Origin of the sequence: Mesorhizobium sp. ANAO-SY3R2 (genome assembly GCF_042466635.1) — a bacterium.
Taxonomy (GTDB): Bacteria; Pseudomonadota; Alphaproteobacteria; order Rhizobiales; family Rhizobiaceae; genus Aminobacter.
This window is the reverse complement of record NZ_CP159955.1, coordinates 3514132-3539985: the sequence shown is the minus strand read 5'-3', so window position 1 is coordinate 3539985 and position 25854 is coordinate 3514132. Positions and strand designations below refer to the sequence as shown.

The following is a 25854-nucleotide window of genomic DNA, read 5'->3' as shown; positions in this document are numbered from 1 at the left end:
CGGCGCTGGTGCGGCAATGATGGGCGAGATAGGTCAGGGCCTCGGCATGGGCGGCCGGAACCGTACCGTGGAACGAGGCGCAGCCGGTCATGACGTCGATGTCGTAGCGGTTGAGATAGGCCCAGATGCCCTGCCACAAGGCCTCGATCGTCCGCTTGGAGCGGTATTCGGGCAGAACACAGGAGCGGCCGAGTTCGAGGAAGCGCTGGCCCGGATGGCGGGCGATGAGCTTCTTGAGCTCGAATTCGTCGTCGGAATAGAAGCCGCCTGCTTCCGTCGCACGCTCCTGGCGCAGCAACCGGTATGTGCCGACGATGCGGCGGTGTTCGGGGCCGTCAAGGGATGTGTCGAATACCAGAAGATGGTCGCAGATGTCGTCGAAACTGTCGGCATCGCGCTGATCGATGGAATGCAGCGCCTGCTTCCTGGCGCCCAGTTCATTGAAGAATACGCGGTAGCGTACTTCCTGGGCGGCAGCGATCTCCGACTCGTTGCGAGCAAGGCGGACTTCCAGAGAACCGATCCGCCCGAGCGGTATTTCCGACAACAACGGCATGGACGGCAACCTCACCTTGGCGCCACTTGCATTCTGAGTGTCACGATCCGGCAATGCTGTATGCACGGATGTTTCTCCTTCAAGCCATCCCTCCAGGCCGGCATACGGGACCGGTGCTACAGGATTGTGACACTATAGCGATCGACCGGTCCGGGCAAGGCAGGACGGGCAAACAGCGCCCCTAGCCGGCTAGGGAATGTAGGTGCATCGGCAACCTGCGCGGCCAATCGGACGCGTAAGGGACGATCTAAGTCTTTGAATCTACGTATTGTGCATTCCGAAAATCAATTCCAGCTCCCAGGAATCACGAGGCTGCAGGGTTCAGGCGGCGGCGCGCTGTTCGACCAGATTGATCAGGATGTCGGGGTCGAGCGGCTTGGTCACGAAGCCGCTTGCGCCATGCGCAAGCACGGCATGGCGGGTCTTTTCCTGGCTGTCGGCCGACAGGACGACGATTGGAAGCGCGGCGAGGCCATGCTGTTCTTCGTGGCGCCGGATGGCTGAAATGGCATCCAGCCCGTCCATCACCGGCATGTGCATGTCCATCAAGACGAGGTCATACAGTCGCCTGCTCGCGGCATTTGTCAGCGCTTCGACGGCGGCCTTGCCGTTGCTGACGACCTCGACCCGATGCCCGGCCTTGGTCAGCGCACTACGCGCGAGCATGGCGTTGATGTCGTTGTCCTCGGCGATGAGCACTGAGAGCCCCGACAAGCGACGACCCGGATCCTGCTTTGCGGGCTTGCGCTTCGCCGTCTGCGGCTGTCCGAGCACACCGCCATGATCCGACAGCAGCACGCGCAGCAGTGTTTCGCCGCGCACGGGCCGGGCAAGGAATGTCGCGTAGCCACTGGCGCGCAATTCGCCCAGCAGCCCCCGATCTGTCGGCGCAATCAGTGTCACGGCCTCGCTCGCAGCAAAGCTGCTCTCGCGCAATTGCCTCAGCACTCGCCCGTCATTCTCTTCCATCGCCGCGTCGACCAGCAACGTATCGCACTTTTCGCCATAGGCCGCGGCCTGCTCGGGCGTGGTGGCGATATCGGCGCGGCCGCCGTGCGCGCGGATGGTGTCGGCAATCGCCGCCGCTTCGGTGACGTTTCTTGACAGGATCACTGCGCGGCGACCGGCGAGCACCTCATTGCTGATCTCGGCATTTTCCGCCGCGCCATGGGCGGGGATCTCGAAAGAGAATTCAGAGCCTTGGCCCAGCGTGCTCGCGACATCGATGGTCCCGCCCATCGATGTGGCCAGACGCCTGGAAATGGCCAGCCCGAGGCCGGCACCGCCATGCGAACGGGTCGATGTTCCGTCGGCCTGCTCGAATTCGTCGAAGATGCGCCGCATGTCGTCGGCATGCAGGCCAGGTCCGGTATCGGCTACTGTGAAGCGGATTTTGCCCGGGGCCTCGTCACCAATGCGTTCGACGGTCAACCGTACGCCACCGGCGTCGGTGAACTTGACGGCGTTGCCGATCAGGTTGAGCAGCACCTGGCGCACGCGGCCGGGATCGGCTGATATCATCTGCGGGACGTCGGGGGCGACATGGCAGCCGAGGCCGATGCCCTTGCCGAAGGCGCGCGAGGCGAGCAGTTCCACCACATTGTCGGCGATTTCGCGCGGCGACATCGGCTGAGGTTCGGGGTCGAAGCGCCCGGCCTCGATCTTGGAATAGTCGAGCAGGTCTTCGATCAGCGCCAGCAGTGCGCTCGCCGAGGTCGAGATCGCACCGACATAGGTGCGCTGCTCTGCCGACAGCTCGGTGTCGTGCAGCAGCTTGGCCATGCCCATGATGCCGTTCATCGGCGTACGGATTTCGTGGCTGACGGTTGCTAGGAAACGCGACTTGGCTTGGCTTGCATATTCGGCGCGTTCTCGCGCGTTGATGAGCGCTGTTTCGGCACGCTTGCGGGCGGTGATGTCGCGCGCGATGGCCCGGTGGGACACTGCCTGGCTTTCCTTGTCGCGGACCGAAAGCTCGATCCACGAGAACCAGCGCACCATGCCGGCCGTGCGGATTCCGACATCGGTCGAGCTCAGGCATTCGCCATCGGAGAAGGCGGCATCGGGCACGACGCCGACATCGACGCCGAGTTCCGCCAAGGTTCGGCCGGCGAGGTCGCGATGGTCCTGGCCGATGAGGTCGGCGAACACCTTGTTGGCGTAAACGATCCGGCCGTCGCGGTCGCGATGCACGACCAGGTCGCCGAGGGCGTCGATGAGGCCGCGGAATCGCTCTTCGCTTTCCTGCAGCTCCCACATGCGGTCGGCGAGCGTTTCCATCTCCGCACGGCTACGCGAGGCGCTTTCGGTAATGGAGCTGGCTGCGCGTTCGCGCTCGCTGAGGCTGCGGGCGGCCAGAACGAGCCCGGTTGTGCCCGTGAGCAAAAGGCCGACGCTGATAAATATGGGCGCGCCGGTAAGGTGGGCGAGGCCGCCCAGCACGAACACGGCTACCAGGGTGGCGAAGTATAGTCCGTGCGGCGGCTCTTTCGGCAGTTCCGGTTCGATCGGCGGTGGCGCGACCATGCGCCGCAGCGAATGCGCATCGGTCTTCCGGGCATCTGCGCGTTGCCTTGCTTCCCTTGTTGTGAACCCGGATTCCGTCATCATGGCGGAACCCTAGCAGCGAGAGCTTAGGGAAGATTTTGGCGGATCGTTCGAATTTTAGCGGTTGGCCCAGTCCGCCGGCTACTTGATGTAGCTCTTGGCGACATATCCGCGTTTGTCCTTGTAGATCACCTCGCACCAGCTGGTGCAGGAAACCAGTTCGACGGCGGTCTTGGCAGGAATGACGGCCAGTACCGCGCCGTTTGGCTTGGAGCGCATGTTCACCGAACGCTTGATGGTGGCCTCGCGCGTCTCCTTGTCCGGTGCGTCCGCTTTCGCCTTGCTGTCCATAGCCTTGATGGCCGCCGTCGCCGCCGGATCGGTTTGGGCTTCTTCTGTCTGGGTGAGCGCCAGCACCTCGGGCTCGATGGGGCCCGTGGCGATTACCTTTTCGGCCCCGGGAACGGCAGGTATCGCTTCCAGCGGCTTGTTTGCGCTTGCCGCGACGACCTGGGACCAGCGTGGATCCGCCGCCAAGGGCGTTTCGGTGGCTTCCTCTGCATTGGCTTCGGAAACCAGGATCGACGCAGCTGACGGCGCCAGCCGGTTCTTTCTGCCGGTAGGCTCGGCGGTGATGGTGGTGATCTTGTCCCTGGCCGGCTCGACGAACTGCTGCGCGTCGGCTTGGCGCGCATCCTGGGCGATTTCGTGCTTGCCCATATGGGGCAGGACGAACAGGGCGGAAACGGCGGTCACGCTCATCAGCGCGGTCATCGCCGCCACACCGAAGACCAGACCGCGACTCGGCGCGTGCTCGCACCAGGATGCCGTCCCCGTCTTCATGAACATCGTCGTGGGGCGCGGCCGGCTGGCAGCGCCCAACTTGAAGGGCATAGTCACAAACAACTCTCCGCTCAGGCCCGTTCGCTCGAAAAATCGAGCGTCCCCGCCTGTCGTCTCAGCCCGCGGATCTTCGCCGCATCGCCGATCGACAGATAAGATAGTGCCTTGTTGGCTCGTCCACCCGCCGCAATCTGACGGTTGATTGTGGCAGAGCTTGGACCCGATTGCGACCTTTCCGAAAACTTTGTTAACCGCAAAAACAAATCGGTGAGTAAGCCATGGCTAACCTGTTGGCGGAGATCAGTTGCCTGACTTGCCGGCCTTACTGTCGCCGCGCCGCCAGGCGAGGAACTCGTCGAGCACCACCAGTGCGGCTCCGACCGAAATGAACGCGTCGGCGAGATTGAAGATGGCGAACGACCACACCGGCGTGTGGAACAATATGTAGTCGATGACGTGGCCGTGGACCGTCCGGTCGATCAGATTGCCGAGCGCGCCGCCGACGATCAGCGCGAAGCCGAAACGCGAGATCGCCTGCGCCGGTGTCGTGCGGCTGGCCAGATAGGCGACGAAGGCCACGACGACGGCAGTCATCACGATCAGGCCGGTGTCACCGACATTGGAGAACATCGAAAACGCAATGCCGGTGTTGTAGGTACGGTAGAGCGCCAGAAAGGGCAGCACGTCGACCTTCTCGTGCATTACGAGCGTCGTCTCGACCAGATACTTGATCCACTGGTCGAGGGCGACTGCAATGGCGGTTACGAGCCCATAGAATACAGCTGGCTTCATGGGGCCTCTAAAGCTTCAGCGCGTTGCGCCGGATCTCGAACAGCATGACGCCGGTGGCGACTGCAAGATTGAGCGAATCGGCGCGGCCAGCCTGCGGAATGCGCAGCAAACGGTCGCAGGCATTGGCCAGATTGTCGGGCAGGCCCTGCTGCTCGTTGCCCATCATCAGCAGGACCGGACGGCTGCCGAAATCTACCGAGCGATAGTCGACCGCGCCCTTGAGGTGAGTGCCGGCGACGATGCCGTGAAAATCCTTGCGCCAGGCGAGGAAGGCTTCAGGATTGGTCTTGGCGACAGGCACCGCGAAGATCGAACCCATGGTGGCGCGCACGGTTTCGAGCGAGAACGGATCGGTGGTCTCGCCGACCAGGATCACCCCCTTGGCGCCGACGGCGTCGACGGTGCGTATGACGGTGCCGAGATTGCCGGGGTCGCGGACCCGGTCGAGCGCCACCCAGACGTCGCCGTCGCGCGGGCGGATGTCCTTGAGCAGCACGAAACGCTGGCTGAATACGCCGACCACGGCTTGCGGATTGTCGCGCCGGGTGATGGCGGTGATCACCTTCTCGGAGACTTCGAGCACGTCGCCGCCAGAGGCTCTGGTGCGCGCCGCGACCTTCTCGATGGCCGGATTGCCGAGGCCGGATTTGGCGAAGATCAGCGTCTTGATCGTCCAGCCGAGGTCGAGCGCGTCGATGACCAGTTTCAGCCCTTCGGCGATGAAGGCATTCTGCTGGTCGCGGAATTTCTTCTGCGCCAGCGCCTTGATATCCTTGACCAGCGGATTGGCGAGGCTGGTCACTTCCTTGACGCGGCCGGGGGCGCCGGTGCGGTGTTCGCTCATTGGGCTATCCAGCGCGAGAAGAGGGAGGTCGAAAGCGCCCGGCCAGCCGATTTCTCACGGATTACCAGTTCGCCCGATTCGATGGTGCCGCCCATGCCGGCGAAGGTGTCGCGCATCAGGGCGTGGATGGCGAAGAACGAGGCGCGGATCGAATAGGCGGTCAGCACCACGGCGAGCGGCTTCGGCGTCAGGATCGAGCGGCAGATGTCGGTCATGGCGGGCAGGCTCTCGAACAACTGCCAAACCTCGCCCTTGGGGCCGCGGCCATAGGCCGGCGGGTCGAACAGGATGATGTCGTAGCGGCTGCCGCGACGTTCCTCGCGCTCGACGAATTTCATCGCGTCCTCGCAGATCCAGCGGATCGGCTTGTTGGCGAGGCCGGCCATTTCCTGATTCTCGCGGGCCCAGCCAATCGCCTTCTTGGATGCGTCGACATGGGTGACCTCGGCGCCGGCGCGGGCTGCGACCAGCGAGGCAAGGCCGGTATAGCCGAACAGGTTGAGCACCTTGACCGGGCGCTTCGCGTTCTCGATCAGGCTGGCCATGTGGTCCCAGTGCGTCGCCTGTTCGGGAAAGACGCCGACATGGCGGAACGAGGTGAAGCGACCCTGATAAGATAGCCCGTCATGGCGCATTGGCCAGGTCTCGCCGAGCGGCGTCTTGGGGAAGCGCCAGCGGCCCAGGCCTTCCTCGTCGGTGTCGCCGGTGAATATGGCGTCGGCCTTTTCCCATTCCCTGGCCGGCAGCGCCCGCTGCCAGATCGCCTGCCCCTCGGGCCGGACGATGCGGTAGGGGCCATATTGTTCGAGTTTCTGGCCAGCGCCGCTGTCGAGCAGGGCGTAGTCGTCATTGGGGGCGACCTCAAGGATCAGCGGTAGGCGTTCGGCGGGAAGCGCGCCTTCGCGGCGGACCAGCTTGCGCGGTTCGGCTTTGGCCTCGGAGAGATGCTCCTGCCGTGGGGCAGGGCGCTGCTCCGGCTGGCGTTCTTGTTGCCGCTCCTGGCGGTCGCGCGCGGGCATGGGTGCCGCGGCACCCATGCGGGGCGGCTGGGGGCGGCTGTCGCGGCGCTTGTCACGCGGGTGCTTCAAGAAACTTCGTCTCCGGGCGGTTTGGCCGCTTTTGACATACGGCCCCGCACTCCGCAACCGCAGGGGATGCCGCTGATCGTCGAAGCGTCGGTGTCGAAGCCGCATTCAGGCTTTCGGCTTGAGCGCCTCGTAGACGGCAATCCCGGCAGCGAGGTCCTCGAGTGCCGCGCCCACCGACTTGAACAGCGTGATCTCGTCCGGCGACTGGCGGCCCGGCTTCTGGTCGTGGGCGAGTTCATGCAGGTCGGCGACGATGTCATCGGCCCGCAGCACGCCGGCGGCGATCGGCTGGACGATGTCGCCGGCTTCCTTGGTCGCGCCTGCACGCGTGTCTACATAGACACGCGCCCTGGTGATCGCCGCGTCATCCGCCTCGCGCATTCCCGGCGTGAAGCCACCGACGAGATCGACATGGGTGCCGGGTTTGATTTTTTCCCCTCTCACCAGCGGCGTCGTGGAAATCGTGCCGGCTGTTACGATGTCGGCCCAGCCGAGTTCGGCGTCGAGGTCGGAAACGGCGGTGGCCGCGAAACCCTCAGTGCGCAGCGAGGCGGCAAGTGCCTCCGCATTGGCAGCCGTTCGATTCCAGATGCGGATTTCCTTGATCGGACGCACGGCGGCATGGGCGCGTGCGAGGAACTGGCACTGCGCGCCGGCACCGATCACCAGGAGCTTCGAGGCATCGGGGCGCGCCAGATAGGAGGCGGCGAGCGCGGACGCGCAGGCCGTGCGCCATTGCGTCAGGCGCGGCCCGTCCATCAGCGCCTGCGGCTCGCCGGTGACGCCGTCGAGCAAAAGGTAGAGCCCGACCACGGCCGGCTTGGCGATGGCGTTGTTGTCGGGCGAGACGGTGACGATCTTGACGCCGATATGGCCCTCGGTTTTTGCCCCCGCCGCCTTGAAGTCGGTCCAGGCCGGCATCAGCAGCAGGGTCGAATCGGTGCCCTCAGTGCGTTCGATGGTGTGGTGGTGACGCACCGGCTGCACCGCGCCCTCGCGGAAGGCGGTCCGCAAGGTTTCGATCAGGTCGGAAAAGGTCAGCGCCCGGTCGATGTCAGCGGCCGAAAATTGCAGCATTGCAGTCTCCCTGCTGGGCATCGTCGGCCCGAAAAGGTCAATGCGGGCGCGGCAGTGCAGGGCCTTGTGGTGCTGCCGGCGGGCGCTGGCTTGCCGCCTGGCGCAGGCTCTCGGCCTCGAGGCCGCGCTGGCGCGCGATCTTGCGATAGCGTCCCTGCTTGAACCATGTGATGGCGCCGCCGAGGATCAAGCCGAGCCCGAGCGCCAGAAACAGCAGCACGAACAGCGGAGCCTGCACGGTCAGCGCCGGATTGCCCGGATTGAAGGGATCGAGCGTGAATGCGGTCGGCGCGCGGTTGGCCACGGCGAGCGCGATCAAAATGATCGCCAGCGGCACCAGGACCACGATGAGCATGACGCGGTTGAACATGTATTTCCCTGTTTGAGGCTCCGCTGCGGCCGGTCGCTGGTTACTTCGCCGCGTTCAGCCGCTCGCGCAGTTCCTTGCCGGTCTTGAAGAACGGAACCCACTTCTCTTCGACCTCAACCGATTCGCCGGTGCGCGGGTTGCGGCCAGTGCGTGCCGGGCGGTTCTTGACCGAAAACGCGCCAAAGCCGCGCAGTTCGACGCGATTGCCGTCGGCCAGCGCATCGGTGATCTCGTCGAATATGGCGCTGACGATGTTCTCGACATCCCGCAGGAACAGATGCGGATTGCGTGTGGCGATGATTTGCACGAGTTCGGACTTGATCATGCGCGGTCCCCGTCGAGATGATGATGATGATTTTATTTGTTTTTCAGTCGCCTGACACGGCATTTTCAGGGTGCCAGAGCGACAGCATACCGTCAAGGAACAAGCGTTCGGCACCCAGCTCCCTGATCAGGTCCGTCGAGAGGTCGCCTACGCCGAGCGCACGTCCGAGTGCCATCGCCATGGATGTCGGCAGGAAGAAAGCGCTGCCGCGGGCCGGCTTCCACTCGACCACCGACAGCTTCGCGTCGACCCCCTTGGTGCCGAGCCAGGCGATGGCCTGATCCTCGCCGCCGACCTCGTCGATCAGCTTGTTGGCGAGCGCCTGGCGGCCGGTGAACACCCGTCCGTCGGCAAGCGCTGTGGCTTCGGCCCTGGACATTGCGCGGCGCTCGGCGACGATGCCGACGAACCAGTCGTAGCTGTCCATGATCATGTTGCGCACCATCGCGCGCTCTTCGTCCGTAGTCGGCTTGAACGGCGAAGGTGCTGCTTTCAGCGGCGACGACTTCACCTCCTCGAGCTTGATGCCGAGCTTGTCCATCAGTCCGGTCAGGTCGGGATATTGCACCAGCACGCCGATGGAGCCGACGATCGAGGACTTGCGCGCCACGATATGGTCGGTGGCCGAGGCGATCATGTAGCCGGCCGAAGCGGCAAGCGTGCCGACCTGCGCCACGACGGGCTTTGCGGCGGAGAGCTTGCGCACGGCGTCGTAGATCGCTTCGCCGCCGGCGGTCGTGCCGCCGGGCGAATCGATCGACAGGATCACGCCCTTGACTGCGTTGGACTTTCGGACCTGGTCGAGGCGACGAAGCAGGTCTTCGTCTTCGGTGATCGTGCCATCGATCTTGATCCTGGCGATGTGGTCGCTGGCAATGCCGGGGATGCGTTCTCCGGCAAGCCACGTCGACAGGGCGACCACGGCAAGGGCGGCGATCACGAAAGCTGCGACACGCCAGAAGGTCAATTTACGCCGCAACCGGCGTCGGTCGATCAGATCGTCGGCTCTCATGGTCATGACGTGCCTCAAGTGCTGCAGAGGCAAATCTTTTAAAGCAAGGCTTCGCCGAGAGCCACCGCTTTCCTCATCCGGCTGCCGTTGCGGGAACTTGGTATTCTGCGGTAAATAGCCATATTACAGGTTGAAATTTGGCAGCATGGCGCGGGGGCTCGCGCATTGGGCTGCAACTCCTTGACCTTATGGTCATACTTTCGTGGCTTTCATCCGCTTGACCGGGACGAATCGGAATCGGTACGGCATTTCGAAGAAGGGCTTTGGGCGTTGGCGCGACCAATCGAGACGAGTGGCGGCGGTGGCGGCGTTGCGGTGGAATCCGCAATCGCGCTTGCGTCCTCGCGCGCCCATGCCTTCGATCAGGCAGCACGCCACTCGCGGCTCGTCCGCGTCTTGAAGCTCGCCTTGCCCGTGACGGCCATAGCGCTTGCAGCGCTGTTCGGCGGCTATACTTATCTTGCTGCGCCGCCCGCCTTGCAGGTCAAGGCGGAGGGCGCTGCCTTCTCCGAGGGCAAGCTGGTCATGGCCAAGCCGCAGCTCAGCGGGTTCACCCGCGAAAACCTGTCCTATTCGATGACCGCCGACCGCGCCGTCCAGGATCCGGCAAATCAGGGCGTCGTCGAACTTCTGGGCATCGACGCCAATCTGCCGATCACCGCCGACAACGTCGCCAAGGTCGATGCTGGGCGGGGCGTCTACGATCGCGAGGGCAATACGCTCAATCTGACCGAACAGGTCACCGTAAAGACCAGCGACGGGATGGTCGCACGGCTCAAATCCGCGTATCTCGATATGGGAAGCGGCACGATGAAGACCAGCGAGCCGATTGAAATTAGCCTTGACGGTTCGAAGATCACGTCGGATTCGATGTCGATGCGCGAGAACGGCAAGGTCGTGGTCTTCGAGAATCGGGTACGCGTCGACATCGATCCGACGCGTTTGAAGGCGTCGCAAAAGGGCAGCGGAGGCGAAAGTGCGGCAAATTAGGTCTTGGCGGTCATTTGCCGCCCTAGCGTGCATGGGGATGGCGTTTTGCGCTACCGGGGCACTCGCCCAGGACAGCCAGAGCCGGCTCTCGGGTCTCAAGCTCTCCGGCGACCAGCCGATCCAGATCGAGAGCGACAAGCTCGAGGTCCGCGAAGCCGAGAACCTTGCGATCTTCACCGGCAATGTCAGTGTCACCCAGGGGCCGACGGTATTGAAGTCCGGCAAGATGACGGTCTTCTATCTCAAGGACGGCAAGGGCTCGGCCGCCACCGGTTCGGCCGGGATCGATCGGCTCGAAGTCGATGACAAGGTCTATGTGAAGTCCGACAAGCAGGTTGCCACCGGCGATCGCGGCACCTTCGACATGAAGACCGAGGTGCTGGTGCTCTCGGGCAACGAAGTTGTGCTGTCCGAGGGCGACAACGTCTTGGTTGGCTGCAAGCTGACGGTGCAGATGAAGAGCGGCCTGGCTCAGGTCGATGGCTGCAGCAAGGGCACCAAGGGCAACGGCCGCGTGATGATGTCGATAACGCCGGGTTCGCAGAAGAAATAATGTCCGATGCATCCTCGCTGTTGTCGCGTCTGACGCCGGGTTCTGCGCGCAAGCCTGCTGCACCTGCAGTCGCTACCGGTGCCAAGAGCGGCAAGTTCAAGGGCACGCTGATCGCCAAGGGCCTGACCAAGAGCTACAAGGGCAGGCAGGTGGTCAGCGGCGTGACGCTCGGAGTGCGCGCCGGCGAAGCGGTCGGGCTGCTCGGTCCCAACGGCGCCGGCAAGACGACGTGCTTCTACATGGTCACAGGGCTGGTGCCGGTCGACCAGGGCACCATCGAGATCGACGGCTTCGACGTCACCCAAATGCCGATGTATCGCCGTGCTCGTCTGGGCATCGGCTATCTGCCGCAGGAAGCTTCGATTTTCCGCGGGCTGTCGGTCGAAAACAACATCCGCGCCATTCTCGAGGTGGTCGAGAAGAGCCGCAAGGAGCGCGAGAAGTCGCTTGATTCGCTGCTCGAGGAATTTCACATCAGCCATCTGCGCAAGGCGCCGTCGATCGCCCTTTCGGGCGGTGAGCGCCGCCGTCTCGAGATCGCCCGGGCACTAGCCAGCCGTCCTAACTACATGCTGCTCGACGAGCCTTTTGCCGGCATCGACCCGATTGCGGTTGCCGATATCCAGCAGCTCGTCAGGCACCTGACCAAGCGCGGCATCGGCGTCCTGATCACCGACCACAATGTGCGCGAGACGCTTGGCCTGATCGACCGCGCCTACATCATCCATGCCGGCGAGGTGCTGACCCATGGACGCGCCGAAGAGGTCGTCGCAAACCCCGATGTGCGCCGCCTCTATCTCGGCGAGGGTTTTACCCTCTGAGCGGTTCTGCGCTGTATCGATAGTACGCGGCCTGCGCACCGCGTTGCCGAATTTGCGCGCGGCTTCGGTGACCAAAACCCCAATCTGCTTGACATGCAAAAGCCGGGCCAGTTTTATCGGCGCGAGCATGTGAGCCGGTTTTCGGCCGCGCTGGAACGGGATCGGGTCAGAATCGGCAATGGCGCTGTCGGCGAAATTACAGCTACGGCAGTCGCAATCGCTGGTGATGACACCGCAACTGATGCAGTCCATCAGGCTGCTGCAGTTCACCCACACTGAGCTTGAGCACTTCATCGACGACGAAGTCGAGCGCAATCCGCTGCTCGAGCGGGCGGAAGCGTCCGACGACGGCCCGGGCGATCCGTTCCCCAAGGTCGAGACGCCTGGCGATACGTCTCCATCCGCAAGCGACGACTGGTTCGATGGCGAGGCTGGCTGGAGCGCGGAGGCGATATCCGAGAAGCTCGACACCTCGCTAGAAAACCTGTTTCCCGACGATCCGGGCGCCATAGAGCGCATCGGCCCTGATCTTGCCATGCAGTGGAAGTCCGCCTCCGGTTCGGGCTCGGGCACCTCTTCCGACGGCTTCGACATGGAGGACATGGCGGCGGCGGCCGTCACGTTGCGCGATCATGTCGGCGAGCAGGCTTCCTTTGCCTTCACCGACCCGGTTGAACGGCTGGTGGCGGCGGAACTGGCCGACTGGCTCGACGAGGCCGGCTATTTCCGGGGCGATGGGGGCGACATCGCCGAGCGGTTCGGCGTCGATCCCTCCTTTGTCCTAGATGTGCTTTCCCGCTGCCAGACGTTCGACCCGCCCGGCCTGTTTGCCCGCGACCTTGCCGAATGCCTGCGCATCCAGCTTGCCCGCCTTGACCGCCTGGATCCCGCCATGGCGGCCCTGGTGGACAATCTCGAATTGCTTGCCCGGCGCGATTTTCAGACCCTCAAGCGCATCTGCGGGGTCGACGAAGAGGATCTGCTGGCCATGCTGGCCGAGATCCGGGCGCTCGATCCGCGGCCGGGTGGTGCCTTTGCGGGCGGTAGTGCCGACACCATCGTTCCCGATGTCGAGGTGCGCCAGGCGGCCGACGGTAGCTGGGCGGTGGAACTGAACCCCGAGACCTTGCCCCGCGTGCTGGTCGATCAGGTCTACTTCGCTCAGGTGACCGGACGCGCCAAGGATGCGACGGAGCGCAACTTCCTCGCCGAGTGCCTGCAGAACGCCAACTGGCTGACGCGCAGCCTCGACCAGCGCGCCAAGACCATCCTCAAGGTCGCCTCCGAGATCGTGCGTCAGCAGGATGCCTTCCTGGTCCACGGCGTGCGCCATCTCAGGCCGCTCAATCTGCGCACCGTCGCCGAGGCCATCGGCATGCACGAATCTACCGTCAGCCGCGTCACCGCCAACAAATACATACTGACGCCGCGCGGCGTCTTCGAACTGCGCTATTTCTTCACCGCGGCAATCGCCTCGGCCGGTGGAGGCGACGCCCACTCCTCGGAGGCCGTCCGTGATCGCATCCGCCAGATGATCGACGAGGAGAGCCCCTCCGACGTGCTCTCCGACGATGCCATTGTGGATATCCTCAAGAAGGACGGCGTCGACATCGCCCGCCGCACGGTCGCCAAATACCGGGAAGGAATGAACATCGCGTCGTCGGTGCAGCGCCGGCGAGAGAAGCGGGCGATCGCCGGAATTGCCGGATAGTCCTAAAGGCGCAATAGCCGCGTTGATTGACAACCCTTAATGAAGTGTCTAGAAGCCCGCCCGCATGAAGGGGGCTCAACCCGCGAACGGATGACGTGTGTTTTGGCTGGCTAGGGATGCCCGCCATGGGGTGCATGAGGTGGCCCCGCGATCAACCGGTATGTTCGGACTTAATTTCGGTGTGCCAAGCGAGCAATGCTTGTTTGCACCGGCCACGGGTATAAACTCGGACCAGTTTGAAGTCTGAACAGAAAAGGTCAGTTTTCAGATGAGCCTGCGCATTTCTGGAAAACATATGGACATCGGCGATGCGTTTCGTACGCGCATCGAAGGTCGTATCGGCGAAGCGATCGACAAGTATTTCGATCGCGGGTTCTCCGGACACGTCAACGTGATGAAGTCCGGGTCGCGCTTCACCGCCGATTGCATGGTGAGGCTGGACTCGGGCATGTCGCTTCAGGCGACCGGTGAAGCCCAGGAACCGACTGCCGCGTTCGACGCGGCGGCCGACAAGCTCGAAAGTCGCTTGAGGCGTTACAAGAGCCGTCTCAAGTCGCACAATTTGGGCGCCGGCAATGGCGAGGCCGTGGATGTCGCTTATTCCGTGGTCGCAGCACTTGCCGACGACGACGCAGAGGTTCCGGCGGACTTCGCTCCCGCCATCGTCGCCGAATCGAGCATGGTTCTGAAAACCATGTCCGTCGCCTCCGCAGTCATCGAGCTCGATACCAAGGAAAGTCCCGTTGTCGTCTTCCGCAACGTTCGTAACGAGCAACTCAATATCGTCTACCGCCGGCCGGATGGAAACATCGGCTGGATAGATCCCTCGACCGCAAAGGTCACCCAGGGATAGTCGCCGCCGCCGCATGCGGGGAGTAGGGCAATGCGGCGGTGCGCACAGCAAGGGATATTTTAGAATGGATCTGAACGATCTGATCGAGGTACCGGCAATCATGCCGGCCTTGAAGGCGAACTCGAAGAAGCAGCTTCTGCAACTTCTCGCCGAACGGGCCGCTGCGATTTCCGGGATCCCGGAGCGGGAGGTGTTCGACACCATCCTTCAGCGCGAGCGTCTTGGCTCGACGGGTGTCGGCAACGGCATCGCGATCCCTCATGGAAAGATCGCCGGCGTCAAGCGCATAACGGGCGTGTTCGCCAGGCTGGAGACGCCGGTCGACTTCGAAGCGCTGGACGACCAGCCGGTCGATCTGGTGTTCCTGCTCCTGGCACCTGAAGGGGCCGGCGCAGATCATCTCAAGGCGCTTTCGCGCATCGCACGGGTGCTGCGCGACGCCGACACGGTAGCCAAGATCCGCGGTACGCGTGACGCGACTGCCATCCATGCCTTGCTGTCGGAAACGTCGGCCTCGCACGCGGCCTGATCGGATTTTTTGGAAGAGCTTGGGAAGGGCCGCCTGCGCGGCCCTTTTCCGTTTCGTCTATCCGTTGAGCGCATGCATCCGAACGGACGTGCAATACACGCTCGCCTTTGCGCTAGTGGATCGCGACGGTTGTCAGGTCGTTCTCCATCGCACCGGCAAGGGCGCGGTCACGAGCATCGGACAACAGGATCGGCTCGCCATTGGCGGCAAACAGTGCCCACAACTCAAGACCGGGATCGATCTGTGTCAGGCCGGGGAAGCGGCCGCGCAGGTCGTCGCTCGACACCTTCCTGAGATAGGCGACGCTACCTTCGCCGAGATGGGCGAGTTCGCCAGTCGTCATGGTGGGTCTTTGGGTCGTATTGGGCATTTCAGCCTCCTTCTAGCCAGGATGCCAAACGTGGCCATCCTGCATGAGAGCTTTCAGTCGATTCCTAGTCTGCTACCGATATGTTTATTTTCCGTACCAGTCGTTCGGCTTCCGGTCGGTCGAGGTCGATCGAGAGCAGTCCGTTCTTCAGTTCGGCCGCGATCACCCGCATTCCGTCCGCCAGTACGAAGCAGCGTTGAAACTGTCGTGAGGCGATACCGCGATGCAGGAACTCGCGCTCCTTGTCGTCGCTCTGTCGGCCACGCACGATGAGTTGGTTCTCTTCGACGGTGACATCGAGATCGCATTCGGCGAACCCGGCCACCGCCAACGTGATCCGCAGCCTCTCGCCCCGTTCGTCGGCATCCCGGATGCGTTCGATGTTGTAGGGCGGATAGCTGTCGCCCGACTTGGCAAGGCGCTCCAGCGTCTTTTCCATCGTGTCGAAGCCCAGAAGAAGCGGGCTTGAGAAGGGCGTCATACGGCTCATGTTACAGCGTGTCCTCCGAGAGCGACATAAAGCGGAAAAACCCAGATGGCATTTTTCCGTGTGTTGCTGATATGGTCCGCCGCTTCGGCAACTTCAAGACTGCAAAAATCTGCCCAACAAGGAAAGAAAATGCCCGAACTGCGCAAGATTATCATCGACACCGACCCCGGTCAGGACGATGCCGTCGCCATATTGCTGGCGCTCGGAAGTCCCGAACTCGAAATCCTGGGGATCACCGCCGTTGCCGGTAACGTTCCCCTGAAGTTGACCGAGAAGAACGCTCGCAAGATCTGTGAACTGGCCGGGCGTCCCGATATCAAGGTTTATTCCGGCGCCATCCGCCCCATGGTGCGTGAACTGGTCACAGCCGAGGAAGTGCACGGCAAGACCGGACTGAACGGTCCGGACCTGCCAGAACCCACCATGAAGCTCGAGGAGCAGCATGCGGTCGACTATCTGGTCGAGACGCTGATGCGTGAGGAAGCCGGCACCATCACGCTGTGCCCGCTCGGTCCGCTCACCAACATCGCGCTTGCCATGATCCGCGAGCCCAGGATCGCGCCGCGCATCAAGGAGATCGTGCTGATGGGCGGCGGCTTCTTCGAAGGCGGCAATGTCACGCCTTCGGCCGAGTTCAACATCTATGTCGACCCGCATGCCGCGGACGTCGTCCTCCGCTCCGGCGTGCCGATCGTCATGATGCCGCTCGACGTCACCCACAAGGCGCTGACCACGACCAAGCGCATCGAGGCCTTCCGCGCGCTTGGCACCAGGGTCGGCCTCGCCACTGCGCAGATGCTGGAGTTCTTTGAGCGCTACGACGAAGGCAAGTACGGCACCGACGGCGGTCCGCTGCACGATCCGTGCGTCATTGCTTACCTTCTCAAGCCGGAGCTGTTCAAGGGCAGGCATTGCAACGTCGCCGTCGAGATTTCCTCCGAACTGACCATGGGCATGACGGTGATCGACTGGTGGGGCGTCACCAAGCGCGAGAAAAACGCAACGGTCATGCGCGACATCGACCATGACGGCTTCTTCGAACTGCTGGTCGAGCGTCTCGGCAGGCTGTGAGGCCGTTCCCGTAGCGACAACGAAAACAGGGGCGGTTATGTGCCGCCCCTGTTTTTATGCAGTGAGTTCAGTTCATGAGATACGCCGACCGGCGGCCTGTCCAGAAATGTCAGGTGGCGCTCAGCCTTTAAGCGCCGCATCCACTTCGGCAGCCAGCGGAATGGATGGCTGAGCTCCTGACTTGAGGCAGGCGAGGGAACCAGCGGCTGCTGCGCGCTTCAGCGCCTCCTTGAGATCGAGCCCCGCCGCCAGCCCCGCCGCCAGATAGCCGCAGAAGGTATCGCCGGCACCCACGGTGTCGACCGGCTTGATCTTGAGCGCCTCGACATGGATCAGGTCGCCGCCTTTCGCCGCCAGAACCCCGTCGGCCCCGAGCGTCACGATGACGGTGGCATGCGTGCGGCGGGCGAATTCGCGCATGCGATCCGGCCGCTCGCCGACGGGCAATGCCAGTGCATCGGCGTAGAGGTCGAACTCCGTCTCGTTGGCGACGACATAGTCGGCCTTGCCGAGAAAGCGCGCGGCCTCGGCACGGAACGGAGCCGTGTTCAGCATGGTCACGGCGCCCGCCTTGCGCGCCGCCTCGAGTGCTGCATCCACCGTGGCGAGCGGAATCTCGTGCTGGAGGAGGACGACGTCGCCCTTTGCAAACCGGGCCTTGGCGAGGTCGCCCGGCACCACCGAACCGTTGGCGCCCGGAACCACGGCGATCATGTTCTCGCCGTCGCTGCCGACCAGTATCAGCGCGATGCCGGTTGCGGCATGGACTTCCGCGACGCCCGAGAGGTCGACGCCGCCATCCTTGAGATAGGCTATCGCCTCTCCGGCGAAGGCATCCTTGCCCACGGCGCCGACCATACGCACTTCGGCACCCGCGCGTGCGGCCGCAAGCGCCTGGTTGGCGCCCTTGCCACCGGGGGCCGAGTTGAAGTCGCCGCCAGGCACCGTCTCGCCGGGCCCGGGAAGGCGTCCGACGGTGGCGATGAGGTCGAGGTTGATGGATCCGACAACGGTGATCACGGCAATCTCCTGGAAAACTGGGCGGAAACTAGCCTGTGTCGCCAGGACTTGCCAGATGCCATCGGGTCATTCGCGGCTGGCGATCACCCGTTCGTCCTTGCGGCCAGTTGCCCGGCTTCCCAACCGAGGATGGCGCGCTTGCGCGTCAGGCCCCAGTGATAGCCGGTGAGGGCTCCCGATTTGCCGAGCGCGCGATGGCACGGCACGACGAAGGACAGTGGGTTGGCGCCGACGGCGGCCCCCACGGCGCGGCTCGCTTTCGGGGCGCCGATCTCGCTGGCGATCGACGAATAGGTGCATGCCCGCCCAAGCGGGATCTTCAGCAGCGCCTCCCAGACCCGAACCTGGAAGTCGGTGCCGATCATCACTACGCGCAATGGCTGGTCGGCGCGCCAGCGGCCCGGATCGAAGATGCGAGCGGCGTAGGGCGCCGTTGCGCTCATGTCTTCGACGTAGGTGGCGTTGGGCCAGCGGCCCGACATGTCGGCAAAGGCCGCGCGTTCCTCGCCGGCGTCGTTGAATGATAGGCCAGCCAGGCCGCGGTCGGTGACCATGACCAGCGCCACGCCGAAGGGCGAGATATGGTAGCCGTAGCGGATGGTCAGGCCAGCGCCCCGCGTCTTGTAATCGCCGGGCGACATCGCCTCATGGGTGACGAACAGGTCGTGCAGCCGTCCCGGCCCGGACATGCCGAGTTCGAAGGAGGTCTCGAGCAGTGGCAACCCGTCGTCGAGCAGCCTGCGCGCGTGATCGAGCGTCACCGCCTGCAGGAAGGCCTTCGGCGACAGCCCGGCCCAGCGGCTGAACAGCTTCTGCAGGGCGGTGGGCGTTTCGCCGACCTCTGTTGCCAGTGTTTCGAGCGAGGGCTGGTCGCGGTAGTCGAGGCTGATCTTCTCGATCACCCGGCGCACGATCTCGTATTCCGAGCCTTCGGGCGTAATGTCGCGGTCAAGAGTGGCGGCAAGGCTCTTCTTTGTCCGGGCGTTCATGGCAGCATCTCCTTGAACGTCAATATCGCTTGCGCCGATTGTGTTTCCCACCCGATTCCTGCCTTGTTCAACCGGCTTTGGCCGTCGCCAGCGCCCGCGAGAAGGCGATGGCAAAACTCTCGCGATCGTCGGGGTTCAGGAAGCTGCCGAGGGGCACGTTTTTGTCCCGTGAGATGACTGCCATGCCGGTGATGCCGATTTCAGTATGTCGCGCGACCGAGAACTGCGCCCAGAACGGATTGAAATGGAATTGCTCCGATTTGCCAGAGGGGGCGGTCTTCAAGATGTCGAGGCTGGTGCGCGAGACGCTGACTTCCTCGCGCGCGCGGGCAGCGCGGTAGTTCAGGCGGAAGGCAACATAGAGGCCGATCACGTCGAGGCCGAAGAAGCCGAAGATCGGCCAGGCGCCGTGGCTCAGAAATATCACTCCTGTCACGATCCAGCCGAACAGCAGTGCGCCCATCAGGATCATGAACCCGGTGCGGCCGAGCGAGCGGTGCGGCAACAGCAGCGCCTTGAAGAACGGCTCGTCGGCGGCGAAGGTGGCGTTTGTCTCGCTCATGTCGGTCAATTATAGAGAGGCCATGAAAAACCCCAAGCCCAAAGATGCCGGCAACGCCGCGCCGGCTGGCCGCATCGCCAACGCAATCGCCAAGCCCAAAGCGCGCGCGGTGCGTCGCCGCTCGGTCTATTCCCAGGAGGAAGTGCGCGAAATCTTCCGTCGCTTCGCCGTGCAGCGGCCAGAACCGAAGGGCGAACTCGAGCACGTCAACGCATTTACGCTGCTGGTCGCGGTGGTCCTGTCCGCGCAGGCGACGGATGCCGGCGTCAACAAGGCGACGCGGGCGCTGTTTGCCATCGCCGACACGCCGCAGAAGATGCTGGCCCTCGGCGAGGATGTGGTCGGCCAGCACATCCGCACCATCGGGCTGTGGCGCAACAAGGCCAAGAACGTGATTGCGCTGTCCGAGGCGCTGATCCGCGACCATGGCGGCGAGGTGCCCGACGATCGCGATCTCTTGACCAAGCTGCCCGGCGTCGGCCGCAAGACCGCAAATGTCGTGCTCAACATGGCGTTTGGTCACCACACCATGGCCGTCGATACGCATATCCTGCGGATCGGCAACCGGATCGGCCTTGCCCCCGGCAAGACGCCTGAGCAGATCGAGGCGATCCTGGAGAAGATCATTCCCGACGAGTTCATGCTGCACGCCCATCACTGGCTGATCCTGCATGGCCGCTATGTCTGCAAGGCGCGCAAGCCCGATTGCTGGCGCTGTGTCATCGCCGACATCTGCAAATCGCCGGAAAAGTCGACAAGCGAGCCCGCGCCGCTGGTCCCGCTGGACGATCTCGATCCGATCGAGGTCGCCGAGGCCGAGGTCGCGGCTCAGTAGCCGCGCGCCATTGCGGCCGCGAAAATCGGGATCAGCGCGAAGACCGCCACCTCCGCCACGATGAAACTGCGCACGTGCCGGATCTCGGCGTCCGGCACGACGTCGCCACCCGCTGCCCGCCAGCGCAGGTCGGATGGTCGGCACGATCGACAGCAGCCCGACTGCAGCGAAGGCAGCAATCTTGGCCCAGAAGGTTGGATTGTAGGCGTAGAACTCCCAGCCCTTGAGGCCGAGATAGACGCGGGAAACGCCGATGACGACCAGAAGGACGGCAAGAAGCCCGTAGGCCGCGTCGATCCGGGCGAGCAGGGCAAGGGACCGGCCGCCAAGGCCGGGGCGTGTCAGCACGACCTCCGCGGCGATGACGCCCGCAAGCGAAAAGGCGAGCAGGTGGTGGAAGACGGTCAGGATGAGGTCGATCATTTGCCCCCCCCCCCATGCGAGCGGTTCGCGTGACCATAGCAAAGGTCGGCCGCCAGCGACATGGCCGTGCCCCCGCTCCTGTCAGCAGGGTTGGGGGCGCCGGTTGGGTCGCGAAGAACGCGGCGGCGTCGGCATCTTGGTGCCTGGAGCGCATGATAGGGATGGCTGCCGTGGAACATGCAATTTCGTCTGCACTCACGATCCGTGAGATGTTACAGCACAGCCAAGGAAAACCACGGAGCGGAACATGACGGCCTTTTCCCTCGCCGACATCCCGGTGATCGAAACCGAGCGCACGATCCTGCGGCCGCACAGGCTGACCGATTTCGACGCCTATGCCGAGATGTGGGCTGATCCTGATGTCACCCGTTTCATCGGCGGGAAGCCACGCAGTCGCGAGGAAAGCTGGCAGCGCTTTCTGCGCCATCCCGGCTTGTGGTCGTTCATCGGCTACGGCTTCTGGGCCATCGAGGACAAGGCCACGGGCCGCTTCATCGGCGAAGGCGGCTTCCACGACCTCAAGCGCCAGATCGTGCCGTCACTCGAGGGCATCCCGGAAGCCGGCTGGGCACTGGCCCCCGAAACGCATGGCAAGGGGCTGGCGACCGAGATTGTCGGCGCTTTCGTGGCCTGGGCCGACCGCCGGTTGGGCGCCCGCACCGTCTGCATCATCGATCCAGGCAATGGCGCTTCGCTTCGCGTGGCCGCAAAGAACGGCTATCGCGAGGTCGGACGCACCACCTATCACGATGCGCCGACGATCCTTCTCGAACGCTGCCCCTGAATTTCCGCCGGGCTGGCCGGCAGGCTCGGCCCGGCGCAGGACATCAGTATTCCGACGCGGTTGCCTGGACCGGCATGGCGCCGCCGATGCGTTCCCAGTTTTTTCCGCTGCCCTGGGCCTGGCGGGCGAAATACTGATAGGGGGTCTTCGACCAGTCGCGTACGGTGCTGGTCAGATTGTCGAGAATGAGGTCACCCTTGCTGGTGCGGACGGTCAGCACCGTGTGACCTTCGCCGCGGTTGCGCACGACGGTCAAAAGCAATGCCGAAGCGGGCCAGCCACGCTTTATCAGCTCTTTCTTCTTGAGAATGGCGAAATCCTCGCAGTCGCCAGCGGTGGTGGGAACGCGCCAGTCGTCCGCCTTTCCGGTGGTGGTCATGTCACTCACTTCCTTGATCCGCGCGTTGACCGAGCGGTTCACCTGCTGCAGTTCGGCCTCACGCTTGGGGTTCAGCGCGACGACCTTGCTGCGGCCGGAAGTGCTGCAAAGGCCTGGTTCACGGCTGCAGAAAGGGCTGAAAGCGGGCGGGGCGAAGGCCGGGCCCCTGGTTTCCATGGTGGTTCCAGCGTGCCCGGGAAGCGTGGAGCCGAACGACATCAAAAGCGCAGCGAGCGCAACAAAACGTTTCAAACTGAGGGTCCCCGATGGGTGGTTCTGCCGGTGGGCGGTGATAGTCAATAAGGGTCTGCTAATATGGAGATTTGGCCAACCCGGGGCGTTTTAGTTAACAAATTGTAACTTGCTTAAACAATCCTTGAGGCGGCTTCATAGGCCGGTTGCGGCATTCCTCCCAAGGAGTCATACAATGACTACGTTTAGGGAATCGTTGGCAAAAACGCTGTTTGTGGCGTTCTCCGTGTCCTCTGCGGCCCTATATACGACAGGGAATGCAAGCGCGCAGAACACCACCTACATGGCAGCATCGCAGTGCAGCCGGTTGACCAATTCCAACTATCAAAGCTGCTGCCTTGCCCTGAACAGGTCGTCGATCATGTCGCCGGGACAGATCGACCAATGTCCGCCCTGGACGACGGCAGCGATCAGGGACGCCCTCTCGAACGACTTCACGAACGATAACAACGACAACAACAACAATTTCTTCCGTGGCAATCACAACCATCGTCATCACCACCATGATGGCGGCCGCGATCACCACGGCGGCGGCAACCATCATCATGGCGGCAAGGGCGGCCACGGTGGCGGCAACCATCACAGCGGCGGCAGTCACCATGGTGGCGGTGATGGCGGCAGCAAGGGTGGGCATGATGGTGGCGGCTGGGGCAGCGGCGGCAAGGGCGGCGGCTGGGGCGGCGGCGGCAGCAGGGGTGGGCATGACGGTGGGGGCTGGGGCGGCGGAGGCAAGGGCGGCGGCCATGACGGTGGCGGCAAGGGCGGCGGCCATGACGGTGGCGGCAAGGGCGGCGGCAGGAGCGGCGGCGGCCATGGCGACGGCGGTGGCAACCGTGGCGGTCATGGTCACCATTGATTCTGGGTGATTGGCAACCTGAAATTGCTACGCGCCGAAAGTCCAGTTTATGGGCCTCTGTCGCGAGTGTCTAAATGGGCTGGAAACAGGCGCTATATGCGACAGGTGCAAGCGCGCAGACCTCCGCAAGGGCGGTGGCAGGAGCGGCGATGACGGCTATGCCAGCGTGCCCGGGAAGCGTGGAGCCAAGCGACATCAATAGCGCGGTGAGCGCTTCCCCAATGCGTGTTTCTGACGAGGGATAGTTGGTAAGCGATTGTAAATGTTGTGATTTGGCCAATCCGGAGCATTTTAGTAAACAAATTGTAACTTGATTTAACATTCCTTGAGGCGGTTTCATTGGCCGGATGCGGCATTCCTCCCAAGGAGTCAGAGCATGACTAGGTTTAGGGAATCGCTGGCAAAAACGCTGTTGGTCGCGTTCTCTGTATCGTCGGCGACCTTGTATATGGCAGGTTATGCCAGCGCGCAAAACGGCATGTACATGAGCCGAGCGCAATGCGGCCGGTTGACCAGCTCCAACTATCAGAGCTGCTGCCTCGCTTTGAACAGGTCGTCGATCATGACGCCAGGACAGGTCGAGCAATGCCCGCCTTGGACGACTGAAGCGATAAATCAGTCGTATCTGGACGAAGGTTGGGGCGAGACCGGCAACGTCACCAATGCACATCATAGCCATCACCATCATGGTGATCCCGGCGGCGGGCACCACGGCGGTGGCCACCATGGCGGCGGCGGTGGTAATAGCCATGGCGGCCATGGCCACCATTGATCCTGTGCTACGAGCGACTTGAAGATGCTATGTGCTGAGAGTCCAAATGCTGGAACTCAGGTGCGTGTGCCCAAATGAACCGGCACAGTGTCTGCTTTTCCGCTGAAATGCATATGCCGGGCGTCCCGCTATCTTGGGAGACGCCCGGTTCAGGTCGCATTTCTGGGCAAATTCTGGCCGGCGCCTGGCTACGCGCCGACCACGAAGGACAACAGCAACTCCGGTGCCTTGATCGGCGCGCGGACGATGTTGAGTTGACCCCTATAACGCCGCTCGGCGGCGCCGATGACGAAACCGCTGCTGATGGGCACCCCGTCATTGACCTCAAGGCGGGCAAATATGTCGGCGACATTGAGGTCAAGCGAAAGCCTGAGGTCGCGATGGGTGGTTTCGCCGTAGCCGACCGGCAATTGCCGCCTGACGAGATGCTGGAAGGCCGGGTTGAATGTCAGGATCTTCTTGGCCGACGACAGTGCGAAAGCCGGGGCCGGGCAGGCGCCGAGAATGGCGTTGATGGTGCGGAGCGAAGCGAGTTTGCCAAGCGCGTTCCTCTGATCGGCCATCCAGCGCAGGCACGCGACACGGATCGCCGAGGCGAGATTGCTGGTTTCGCCATTGGTCCGCGCAATTTCCTCGACCATCTCGCCGATCGTCAATCGATGGTGCTCGGCCATCTGCTTCAGCGTCGACCAGAACAGCCGCTCCAGCCTGATGCCGCGGCGTGTGCCTTGTCGCACGACGACACGAAAATCGGTCGTCAGATCGTCAGGCGAGAAAACCTCGATCTGGATGTCGTTTGGTGAGGTCGCGCTATCGCTCACGCAATGCCTCGTTCCGCGCCTTGTTGATGGGTTTGAGCAGATAGCTGAGGATGGTCTTGCGGCCGGTGATGATCTCCACGGTGCTGATCATGCCGGGGATGATCGAGTAGGTTTGGCCGTCCTTCTCCAGTGCCGAGCGGTCGGTGGACACGCGCACCTGGTAGTAAGGCTCCCCGGTGTTCTGGTCGACCAGGCTGTCTGCAGTGATGTTCTGGACCTTGCCGTCGAGGCCGCCGTAGATCGAAAAATCATAGGCCGAAACCTTGATCAGCGCCTTCTGGTTCGGACGGATGAAGGCGACATCGCGTGGCGACACGCGCGCCTCGACCAGAAGCGTCTCCGATGTCGGGACAATGCCCGCCACGACGGTGCCAGGCTGGACAAAGGCGCCCAGCGTGTTGACGTCGAGCGTATTGACGATGCCGTCGACCGGCGAGCGTATGTCGGTGCGGGCGACGCGGTCGCTGGCGCCGCGGATGGTTTCGTCGACGACCGACAACTCGGCGAGCGCCTGGGTCAGTTCGTCCAGCGCTTCCTGCTGCAATTGCAGCCCGAACTCGTCGACCTGCAGCTTGGCCTCGACGATCGCCGACTCGGTCCGCTTGATGGTCTCCTGGGCCATATTGAGTTGGCCCCTGAGTTCGGTCTGTTCGCGATCGACGCGGATCTGGTCGGTTTGGGCCATAAGCTTGCGCTTGACCATGGAGGTGACGAGTTCGGTCTCCCGATCGCTGACGGCAAGGCTCTCCGTCAGCCGCTGGACGTTGACCTTGGCTTCCTCGAGCTCCTTTTCGCGCTGGTCGAGGCGTGACTTGAGGACTGACAGCTTGGTGTCGAAGTTCTGTCGACGCGCCACCAGCAGCTTCTGCTCGTTCTCGCAGATCTGGGGTGCCGTCTCGATGAGCGCATCCGGGCAGGTGAGCGGTTCGCCAATCCGGCCTTCCTGCTCCTGCTTGAGTCGGGCGATGCGGGCGCCGAGCGTGCGTGCCTTGGCCTGCTGTTCGCCCAGGCTGGATTCGTTGAGCGTGTCGTCGAGCCGGATGATGAGATCGTTCTTCTTGACCGTCTGACCGATCTTGACGGCGATGTCCTCGACGATTCCGGCCTCGCTCGCCTGCACGATCTGGGTCTTGGAGGCGGGGATCACCTTGCCTTCGCCGCGCGCAATCTCATCGACTTCGGCAAGCGATGCCCAGACGACGAACGCCGCAAAAAGTGCGCCGATGATCAGCACGGCGGCCGACGCGAAGAGCGGCGGTCTATCTTCTTTAGCTAGCATCGTTGCCCCATTATATTGAACGCGTTCAATATAATTTCCC

The 25854-nt window shown here is 63.2% G+C and carries 28 protein-coding genes and 2 pseudogenes; 11 read left to right on the top strand and 19 right to left on the bottom strand.

Going from position 1 to position 25854, the window contains the following annotated elements; translation table 11 throughout:
• Positions 1–190: 190 nt before the first annotated feature.
• The 10 genes and pseudogenes from ABSY17_RS21940 to sppA all read right to left on the bottom strand — a co-directional run.
• Positions 191–556 (bottom strand): annotated as a pseudogene (locus ABSY17_RS21940) (GNAT family N-acetyltransferase); the annotation flags it as partial.
• Between the two features lie 321 nt (positions 557–877).
• Positions 878–3166 (bottom strand): ATP-binding protein, encoded by a 2289-nt coding sequence (locus ABSY17_RS21935; protein ID WP_378945478.1) that lies wholly within the window; start codon positions 3164–3166, stop codon positions 878–880.
• Between the two features lie 78 nt (positions 3167–3244).
• On the bottom strand, positions 3245–3997 hold the full coding sequence (locus tag ABSY17_RS21930; RefSeq protein WP_378952950.1) for an SH3 domain-containing protein: 753 nt from the start codon (positions 3995–3997) through the stop codon (positions 3245–3247).
• Positions 3998–4246: 249 nt separating this feature from the next.
• The gene (gene lspA, locus ABSY17_RS21925) at positions 4247–4738 is read right to left on the bottom strand and encodes a signal peptidase II (protein WP_378945475.1); all 492 of its coding nucleotides are present in this window, start codon (positions 4736–4738) and stop codon (positions 4247–4249) included.
• Between the two features lie 7 nt (positions 4739–4745).
• Positions 4746–5582, bottom strand: a complete 837-nt coding sequence (locus ABSY17_RS21920) for a TrmH family RNA methyltransferase (RefSeq protein WP_378945472.1) — start codon at positions 5580–5582, stop codon at positions 4746–4748.
• Positions 5579–6670, bottom strand: coding sequence for a class I SAM-dependent methyltransferase (locus ABSY17_RS21915; RefSeq protein WP_378945469.1), 1092 nt, complete (start codon positions 6668–6670; stop codon positions 5579–5581). The genes ABSY17_RS21920 and ABSY17_RS21915 overlap by 4 nt, the downstream gene beginning before the upstream one ends.
• Positions 6671–6775: 105 nt before the next feature.
• The gene (locus ABSY17_RS21910; RefSeq protein ID WP_378945467.1) at positions 6776–7747 is read right to left on the bottom strand and encodes an ornithine cyclodeaminase family protein; all 972 of its coding nucleotides are present in this window, start codon (positions 7745–7747) and stop codon (positions 6776–6778) included.
• Positions 7748–7784: 37 nt separating this feature from the next.
• Positions 7785–8117 (bottom strand): DUF1049 domain-containing protein, encoded by a 333-nt coding sequence (locus ABSY17_RS21905; protein WP_378945464.1) that lies wholly within the window; start codon positions 8115–8117, stop codon positions 7785–7787.
• A gap of 40 nt (positions 8118–8157) precedes the next feature.
• A complete protein-coding gene (locus ABSY17_RS21900) occupies positions 8158–8442 on the bottom strand; it encodes an integration host factor subunit beta (RefSeq protein WP_378945462.1) in 285 nt (94 codons plus the stop codon).
• Positions 8443–8485: 43 nt separating this feature from the next.
• Positions 8486–9460, bottom strand: coding sequence for a signal peptide peptidase SppA (gene sppA, locus ABSY17_RS21895; RefSeq protein WP_378945459.1), 975 nt, complete (start codon positions 9458–9460; stop codon positions 8486–8488).
• A gap of 264 nt (positions 9461–9724) precedes the next feature.
• Between sppA and lptC the strand changes: the two genes are divergently transcribed.
• From lptC to ptsN, 6 genes are all read left to right on the top strand, one after another.
• Positions 9725–10444, top strand: a complete 720-nt coding sequence (gene lptC, locus ABSY17_RS21890; protein ID WP_378945457.1) for an LPS export ABC transporter periplasmic protein LptC — start codon at positions 9725–9727, stop codon at positions 10442–10444.
• A 31-nt stretch (positions 10445–10475) separates the two neighbouring features.
• A complete protein-coding gene (locus ABSY17_RS21885; RefSeq protein ID WP_378945454.1) occupies positions 10476–10997 on the top strand; it encodes an LptA/OstA family protein in 522 nt (173 codons plus the stop codon).
• Positions 10997–11818 carry an LPS export ABC transporter ATP-binding protein gene (gene lptB, locus ABSY17_RS21880; protein ID WP_378945452.1) on the top strand — a complete coding sequence of 274 codons (822 nt, stop codon included), beginning with the start codon at positions 10997–10999 and terminating at the stop codon, positions 11816–11818. The genes ABSY17_RS21885 and lptB overlap by 1 nt, the downstream gene beginning before the upstream one ends.
• A gap of 178 nt (positions 11819–11996) precedes the next feature.
• On the top strand, positions 11997–13529 hold the full coding sequence (gene rpoN / locus ABSY17_RS21875; RefSeq protein ID WP_378945449.1) for an RNA polymerase factor sigma-54: 1533 nt from the start codon (positions 11997–11999) through the stop codon (positions 13527–13529).
• Positions 13530–13797: 268 nt separating this feature from the next.
• Positions 13798–14382 (top strand): ribosome hibernation-promoting factor, HPF/YfiA family, encoded by a 585-nt coding sequence (gene hpf, locus ABSY17_RS21870; protein WP_378945446.1) that lies wholly within the window; start codon positions 13798–13800, stop codon positions 14380–14382.
• 64 nt (positions 14383–14446) lie between these two features.
• Entirely contained in the window at positions 14447–14911 is a 465-nt protein-coding gene (gene ptsN / locus ABSY17_RS21865; RefSeq protein WP_378945443.1) for a PTS IIA-like nitrogen regulatory protein PtsN, read from the top strand.
• 112 nt (positions 14912–15023) lie between these two features.
• On the opposite strand, the gene ABSY17_RS21860 is transcribed toward ptsN, so the two are convergent.
• A complete protein-coding gene (locus tag ABSY17_RS21860; protein ID WP_378945440.1) occupies positions 15024–15281 on the bottom strand; it encodes a DUF1150 family protein in 258 nt (85 codons plus the stop codon).
• Positions 15282–15345: 64 nt separating this feature from the next.
• On the bottom strand, positions 15346–15771 hold the full coding sequence (locus ABSY17_RS21855) for an Hsp20 family protein (protein WP_378945438.1): 426 nt from the start codon (positions 15769–15771) through the stop codon (positions 15346–15348).
• 129 nt (positions 15772–15900) lie between these two features.
• Here ABSY17_RS21855 and ABSY17_RS21850 point away from each other — a divergent pair, with 129 nt between their 5' ends.
• Complete coding sequence (locus ABSY17_RS21850; RefSeq protein WP_378945435.1) at positions 15901–16842, top strand: nucleoside hydrolase; 942 nt, start codon at positions 15901–15903, stop codon at positions 16840–16842.
• A 120-nt stretch (positions 16843–16962) separates the two neighbouring features.
• On the opposite strand, the gene ABSY17_RS21845 is transcribed toward ABSY17_RS21850, so the two are convergent.
• The 3 genes from ABSY17_RS21845 to ABSY17_RS21835 all read right to left on the bottom strand — a co-directional run bounded on the left by ABSY17_RS21845 (position 16963) and on the right by ABSY17_RS21835 (position 19413).
• Positions 16963–17862 (bottom strand): ribokinase, encoded by a 900-nt coding sequence (locus tag ABSY17_RS21845; RefSeq protein ID WP_378945434.1) that lies wholly within the window; start codon positions 17860–17862, stop codon positions 16963–16965.
• A gap of 83 nt (positions 17863–17945) precedes the next feature.
• Positions 17946–18851, bottom strand: a complete 906-nt coding sequence (locus ABSY17_RS21840) for a methylated-DNA--[protein]-cysteine S-methyltransferase (protein WP_378945431.1) — start codon at positions 18849–18851, stop codon at positions 17946–17948.
• A 67-nt stretch (positions 18852–18918) separates the two neighbouring features.
• On the bottom strand, positions 18919–19413 hold the full coding sequence (locus ABSY17_RS21835) for a DUF2244 domain-containing protein (protein WP_378945429.1): 495 nt from the start codon (positions 19411–19413) through the stop codon (positions 18919–18921).
• A gap of 22 nt (positions 19414–19435) precedes the next feature.
• Between ABSY17_RS21835 and nth the strand changes: the two genes are divergently transcribed.
• Positions 19436–20248, top strand: a complete 813-nt coding sequence (nth, locus tag ABSY17_RS21830; protein WP_378945426.1) for an endonuclease III — start codon at positions 19436–19438, stop codon at positions 20246–20248.
• A gap of 186 nt (positions 20249–20434) precedes the next feature.
• Here nth and ABSY17_RS21825 read toward each other — a convergent pair.
• A pseudogene (locus tag ABSY17_RS21825) lies at positions 20435–20671 on the bottom strand (DUF2214 family protein); the annotation flags it as partial.
• Positions 20672–20918: 247 nt separating this feature from the next.
• Between ABSY17_RS21825 and ABSY17_RS21820 the strand changes: the two are divergent.
• Positions 20919–21455: a GNAT family N-acetyltransferase gene (locus ABSY17_RS21820; RefSeq protein WP_378945423.1), complete on the top strand. Its 537-nt coding sequence runs from the start codon at positions 20919–20921 to the stop codon at positions 21453–21455.
• 43 nt (positions 21456–21498) lie between these two features.
• Here the strand turns inward: ABSY17_RS21820 and ABSY17_RS21815 are convergent, their stop codons facing one another.
• On the bottom strand, positions 21499–22053 hold the full coding sequence (locus ABSY17_RS21815) for a transglutaminase-like cysteine peptidase (protein ID WP_378952947.1): 555 nt from the start codon (positions 22051–22053) through the stop codon (positions 21499–21501).
• Between the two features lie 506 nt (positions 22054–22559).
• Between ABSY17_RS21815 and ABSY17_RS21810 the strand changes: the two genes are divergently transcribed.
• Positions 22560–22952, top strand: coding sequence for a hypothetical protein (locus ABSY17_RS21810; RefSeq protein WP_378945420.1), 393 nt, complete (start codon positions 22560–22562; stop codon positions 22950–22952).
• A 366-nt stretch (positions 22953–23318) separates the two neighbouring features.
• Positions 23319–23714: a hypothetical protein gene (locus ABSY17_RS21805; protein WP_378945417.1), complete on the top strand. Its 396-nt coding sequence runs from the start codon at positions 23319–23321 to the stop codon at positions 23712–23714.
• A gap of 188 nt (positions 23715–23902) precedes the next feature.
• On the opposite strand, the gene ABSY17_RS21800 is transcribed toward ABSY17_RS21805, so the two are convergent.
• Both ABSY17_RS21800 and ABSY17_RS21795 read right to left on the bottom strand, forming a co-directional pair.
• Positions 23903–24535: a ribbon-helix-helix domain-containing protein gene (locus ABSY17_RS21800; protein WP_378945414.1), complete on the bottom strand. Its 633-nt coding sequence runs from the start codon at positions 24533–24535 to the stop codon at positions 23903–23905.
• Complete coding sequence (locus ABSY17_RS21795; RefSeq protein ID WP_378945411.1) at positions 24525–25814, bottom strand: HlyD family type I secretion periplasmic adaptor subunit; 1290 nt, start codon at positions 25812–25814, stop codon at positions 24525–24527. The genes ABSY17_RS21800 and ABSY17_RS21795 overlap by 11 nt, the downstream gene beginning before the upstream one ends.
• Positions 25815–25854 lie beyond the last annotated feature (40 nt).

Excerpts from the sequence above, each read along its gene's own strand:
- ABSY17_RS21795 (WP_378945411.1), bottom strand. The coding sequence starts at position 25,814 with ATGCTAGCTAAAGAAGATAGACCGCCGCTCTTCGCGTCGGCCGCCGTG.
- ABSY17_RS21935 (WP_378945478.1), bottom strand. The coding sequence starts at position 3,166 with ATGATGACGGAATCCGGGTTCACAACAAGGGAAGCAAGGCAACGCGCA.
- ABSY17_RS21930 (WP_378952950.1), bottom strand. The coding sequence starts at position 3,997 with ATGCCCTTCAAGTTGGGCGCTGCCAGCCGGCCGCGCCCCACGACGATG.
- ABSY17_RS21815 (WP_378952947.1), bottom strand. The coding sequence starts at position 22,053 with ATGTCGTTCGGCTCCACGCTTCCCGGGCACGCTGGAACCACCATGGAA.
- ABSY17_RS21920 (WP_378945472.1), bottom strand. The coding sequence starts at position 5,582 with ATGAGCGAACACCGCACCGGCGCCCCCGGCCGCGTCAAGGAAGTGACC.
- ABSY17_RS21805 (WP_378945417.1), top strand. The coding sequence starts at position 23,319 with ATGACTAGGTTTAGGGAATCGCTGGCAAAAACGCTGTTGGTCGCGTTC.
- ABSY17_RS21840 (WP_378945431.1), bottom strand. The coding sequence starts at position 18,851 with ATGAACGCCCGGACAAAGAAGAGCCTTGCCGCCACTCTTGACCGCGAC.
- ptsN (WP_378945443.1), top strand. The coding sequence starts at position 14,447 with ATGGATCTGAACGATCTGATCGAGGTACCGGCAATCATGCCGGCCTTG.
- lspA (WP_378945475.1), bottom strand. The coding sequence starts at position 4,738 with ATGAAGCCAGCTGTATTCTATGGGCTCGTAACCGCCATTGCAGTCGCC.
- ABSY17_RS21900 (WP_378945462.1), bottom strand. The coding sequence starts at position 8,442 with ATGATCAAGTCCGAACTCGTGCAAATCATCGCCACACGCAATCCGCAT.
- hpf (WP_378945446.1), top strand. The coding sequence starts at position 13,798 with ATGAGCCTGCGCATTTCTGGAAAACATATGGACATCGGCGATGCGTTT.
- nth (WP_378945426.1), top strand. The coding sequence starts at position 19,436 with ATGAAAAACCCCAAGCCCAAAGATGCCGGCAACGCCGCGCCGGCTGGC.
- ABSY17_RS21820 (WP_378945423.1), top strand. The coding sequence starts at position 20,919 with ATGACGGCCTTTTCCCTCGCCGACATCCCGGTGATCGAAACCGAGCGC.
- sppA (WP_378945459.1), bottom strand. The coding sequence starts at position 9,460 with ATGACCATGAGAGCCGACGATCTGATCGACCGACGCCGGTTGCGGCGT.
- lptB (WP_378945452.1), top strand. The coding sequence starts at position 10,997 with ATGTCCGATGCATCCTCGCTGTTGTCGCGTCTGACGCCGGGTTCTGCG.
- ABSY17_RS21850 (WP_378945435.1), top strand. The coding sequence starts at position 15,901 with ATGCCCGAACTGCGCAAGATTATCATCGACACCGACCCCGGTCAGGAC.
- ABSY17_RS21860 (WP_378945440.1), bottom strand. The coding sequence starts at position 15,281 with ATGCCCAATACGACCCAAAGACCCACCATGACGACTGGCGAACTCGCC.
- ABSY17_RS21855 (WP_378945438.1), bottom strand. The coding sequence starts at position 15,771 with ATGAGCCGTATGACGCCCTTCTCAAGCCCGCTTCTTCTGGGCTTCGAC.
- ABSY17_RS21910 (WP_378945467.1), bottom strand. The coding sequence starts at position 7,747 with ATGCTGCAATTTTCGGCCGCTGACATCGACCGGGCGCTGACCTTTTCC.
- rpoN (WP_378945449.1), top strand. The coding sequence starts at position 11,997 with ATGGCGCTGTCGGCGAAATTACAGCTACGGCAGTCGCAATCGCTGGTG.
- ABSY17_RS21905 (WP_378945464.1), bottom strand. The coding sequence starts at position 8,117 with ATGTTCAACCGCGTCATGCTCATCGTGGTCCTGGTGCCGCTGGCGATC.
- ABSY17_RS21885 (WP_378945454.1), top strand. The coding sequence starts at position 10,476 with ATGGGGATGGCGTTTTGCGCTACCGGGGCACTCGCCCAGGACAGCCAG.
- ABSY17_RS21835 (WP_378945429.1), bottom strand. The coding sequence starts at position 19,413 with ATGAGCGAGACAAACGCCACCTTCGCCGCCGACGAGCCGTTCTTCAAG.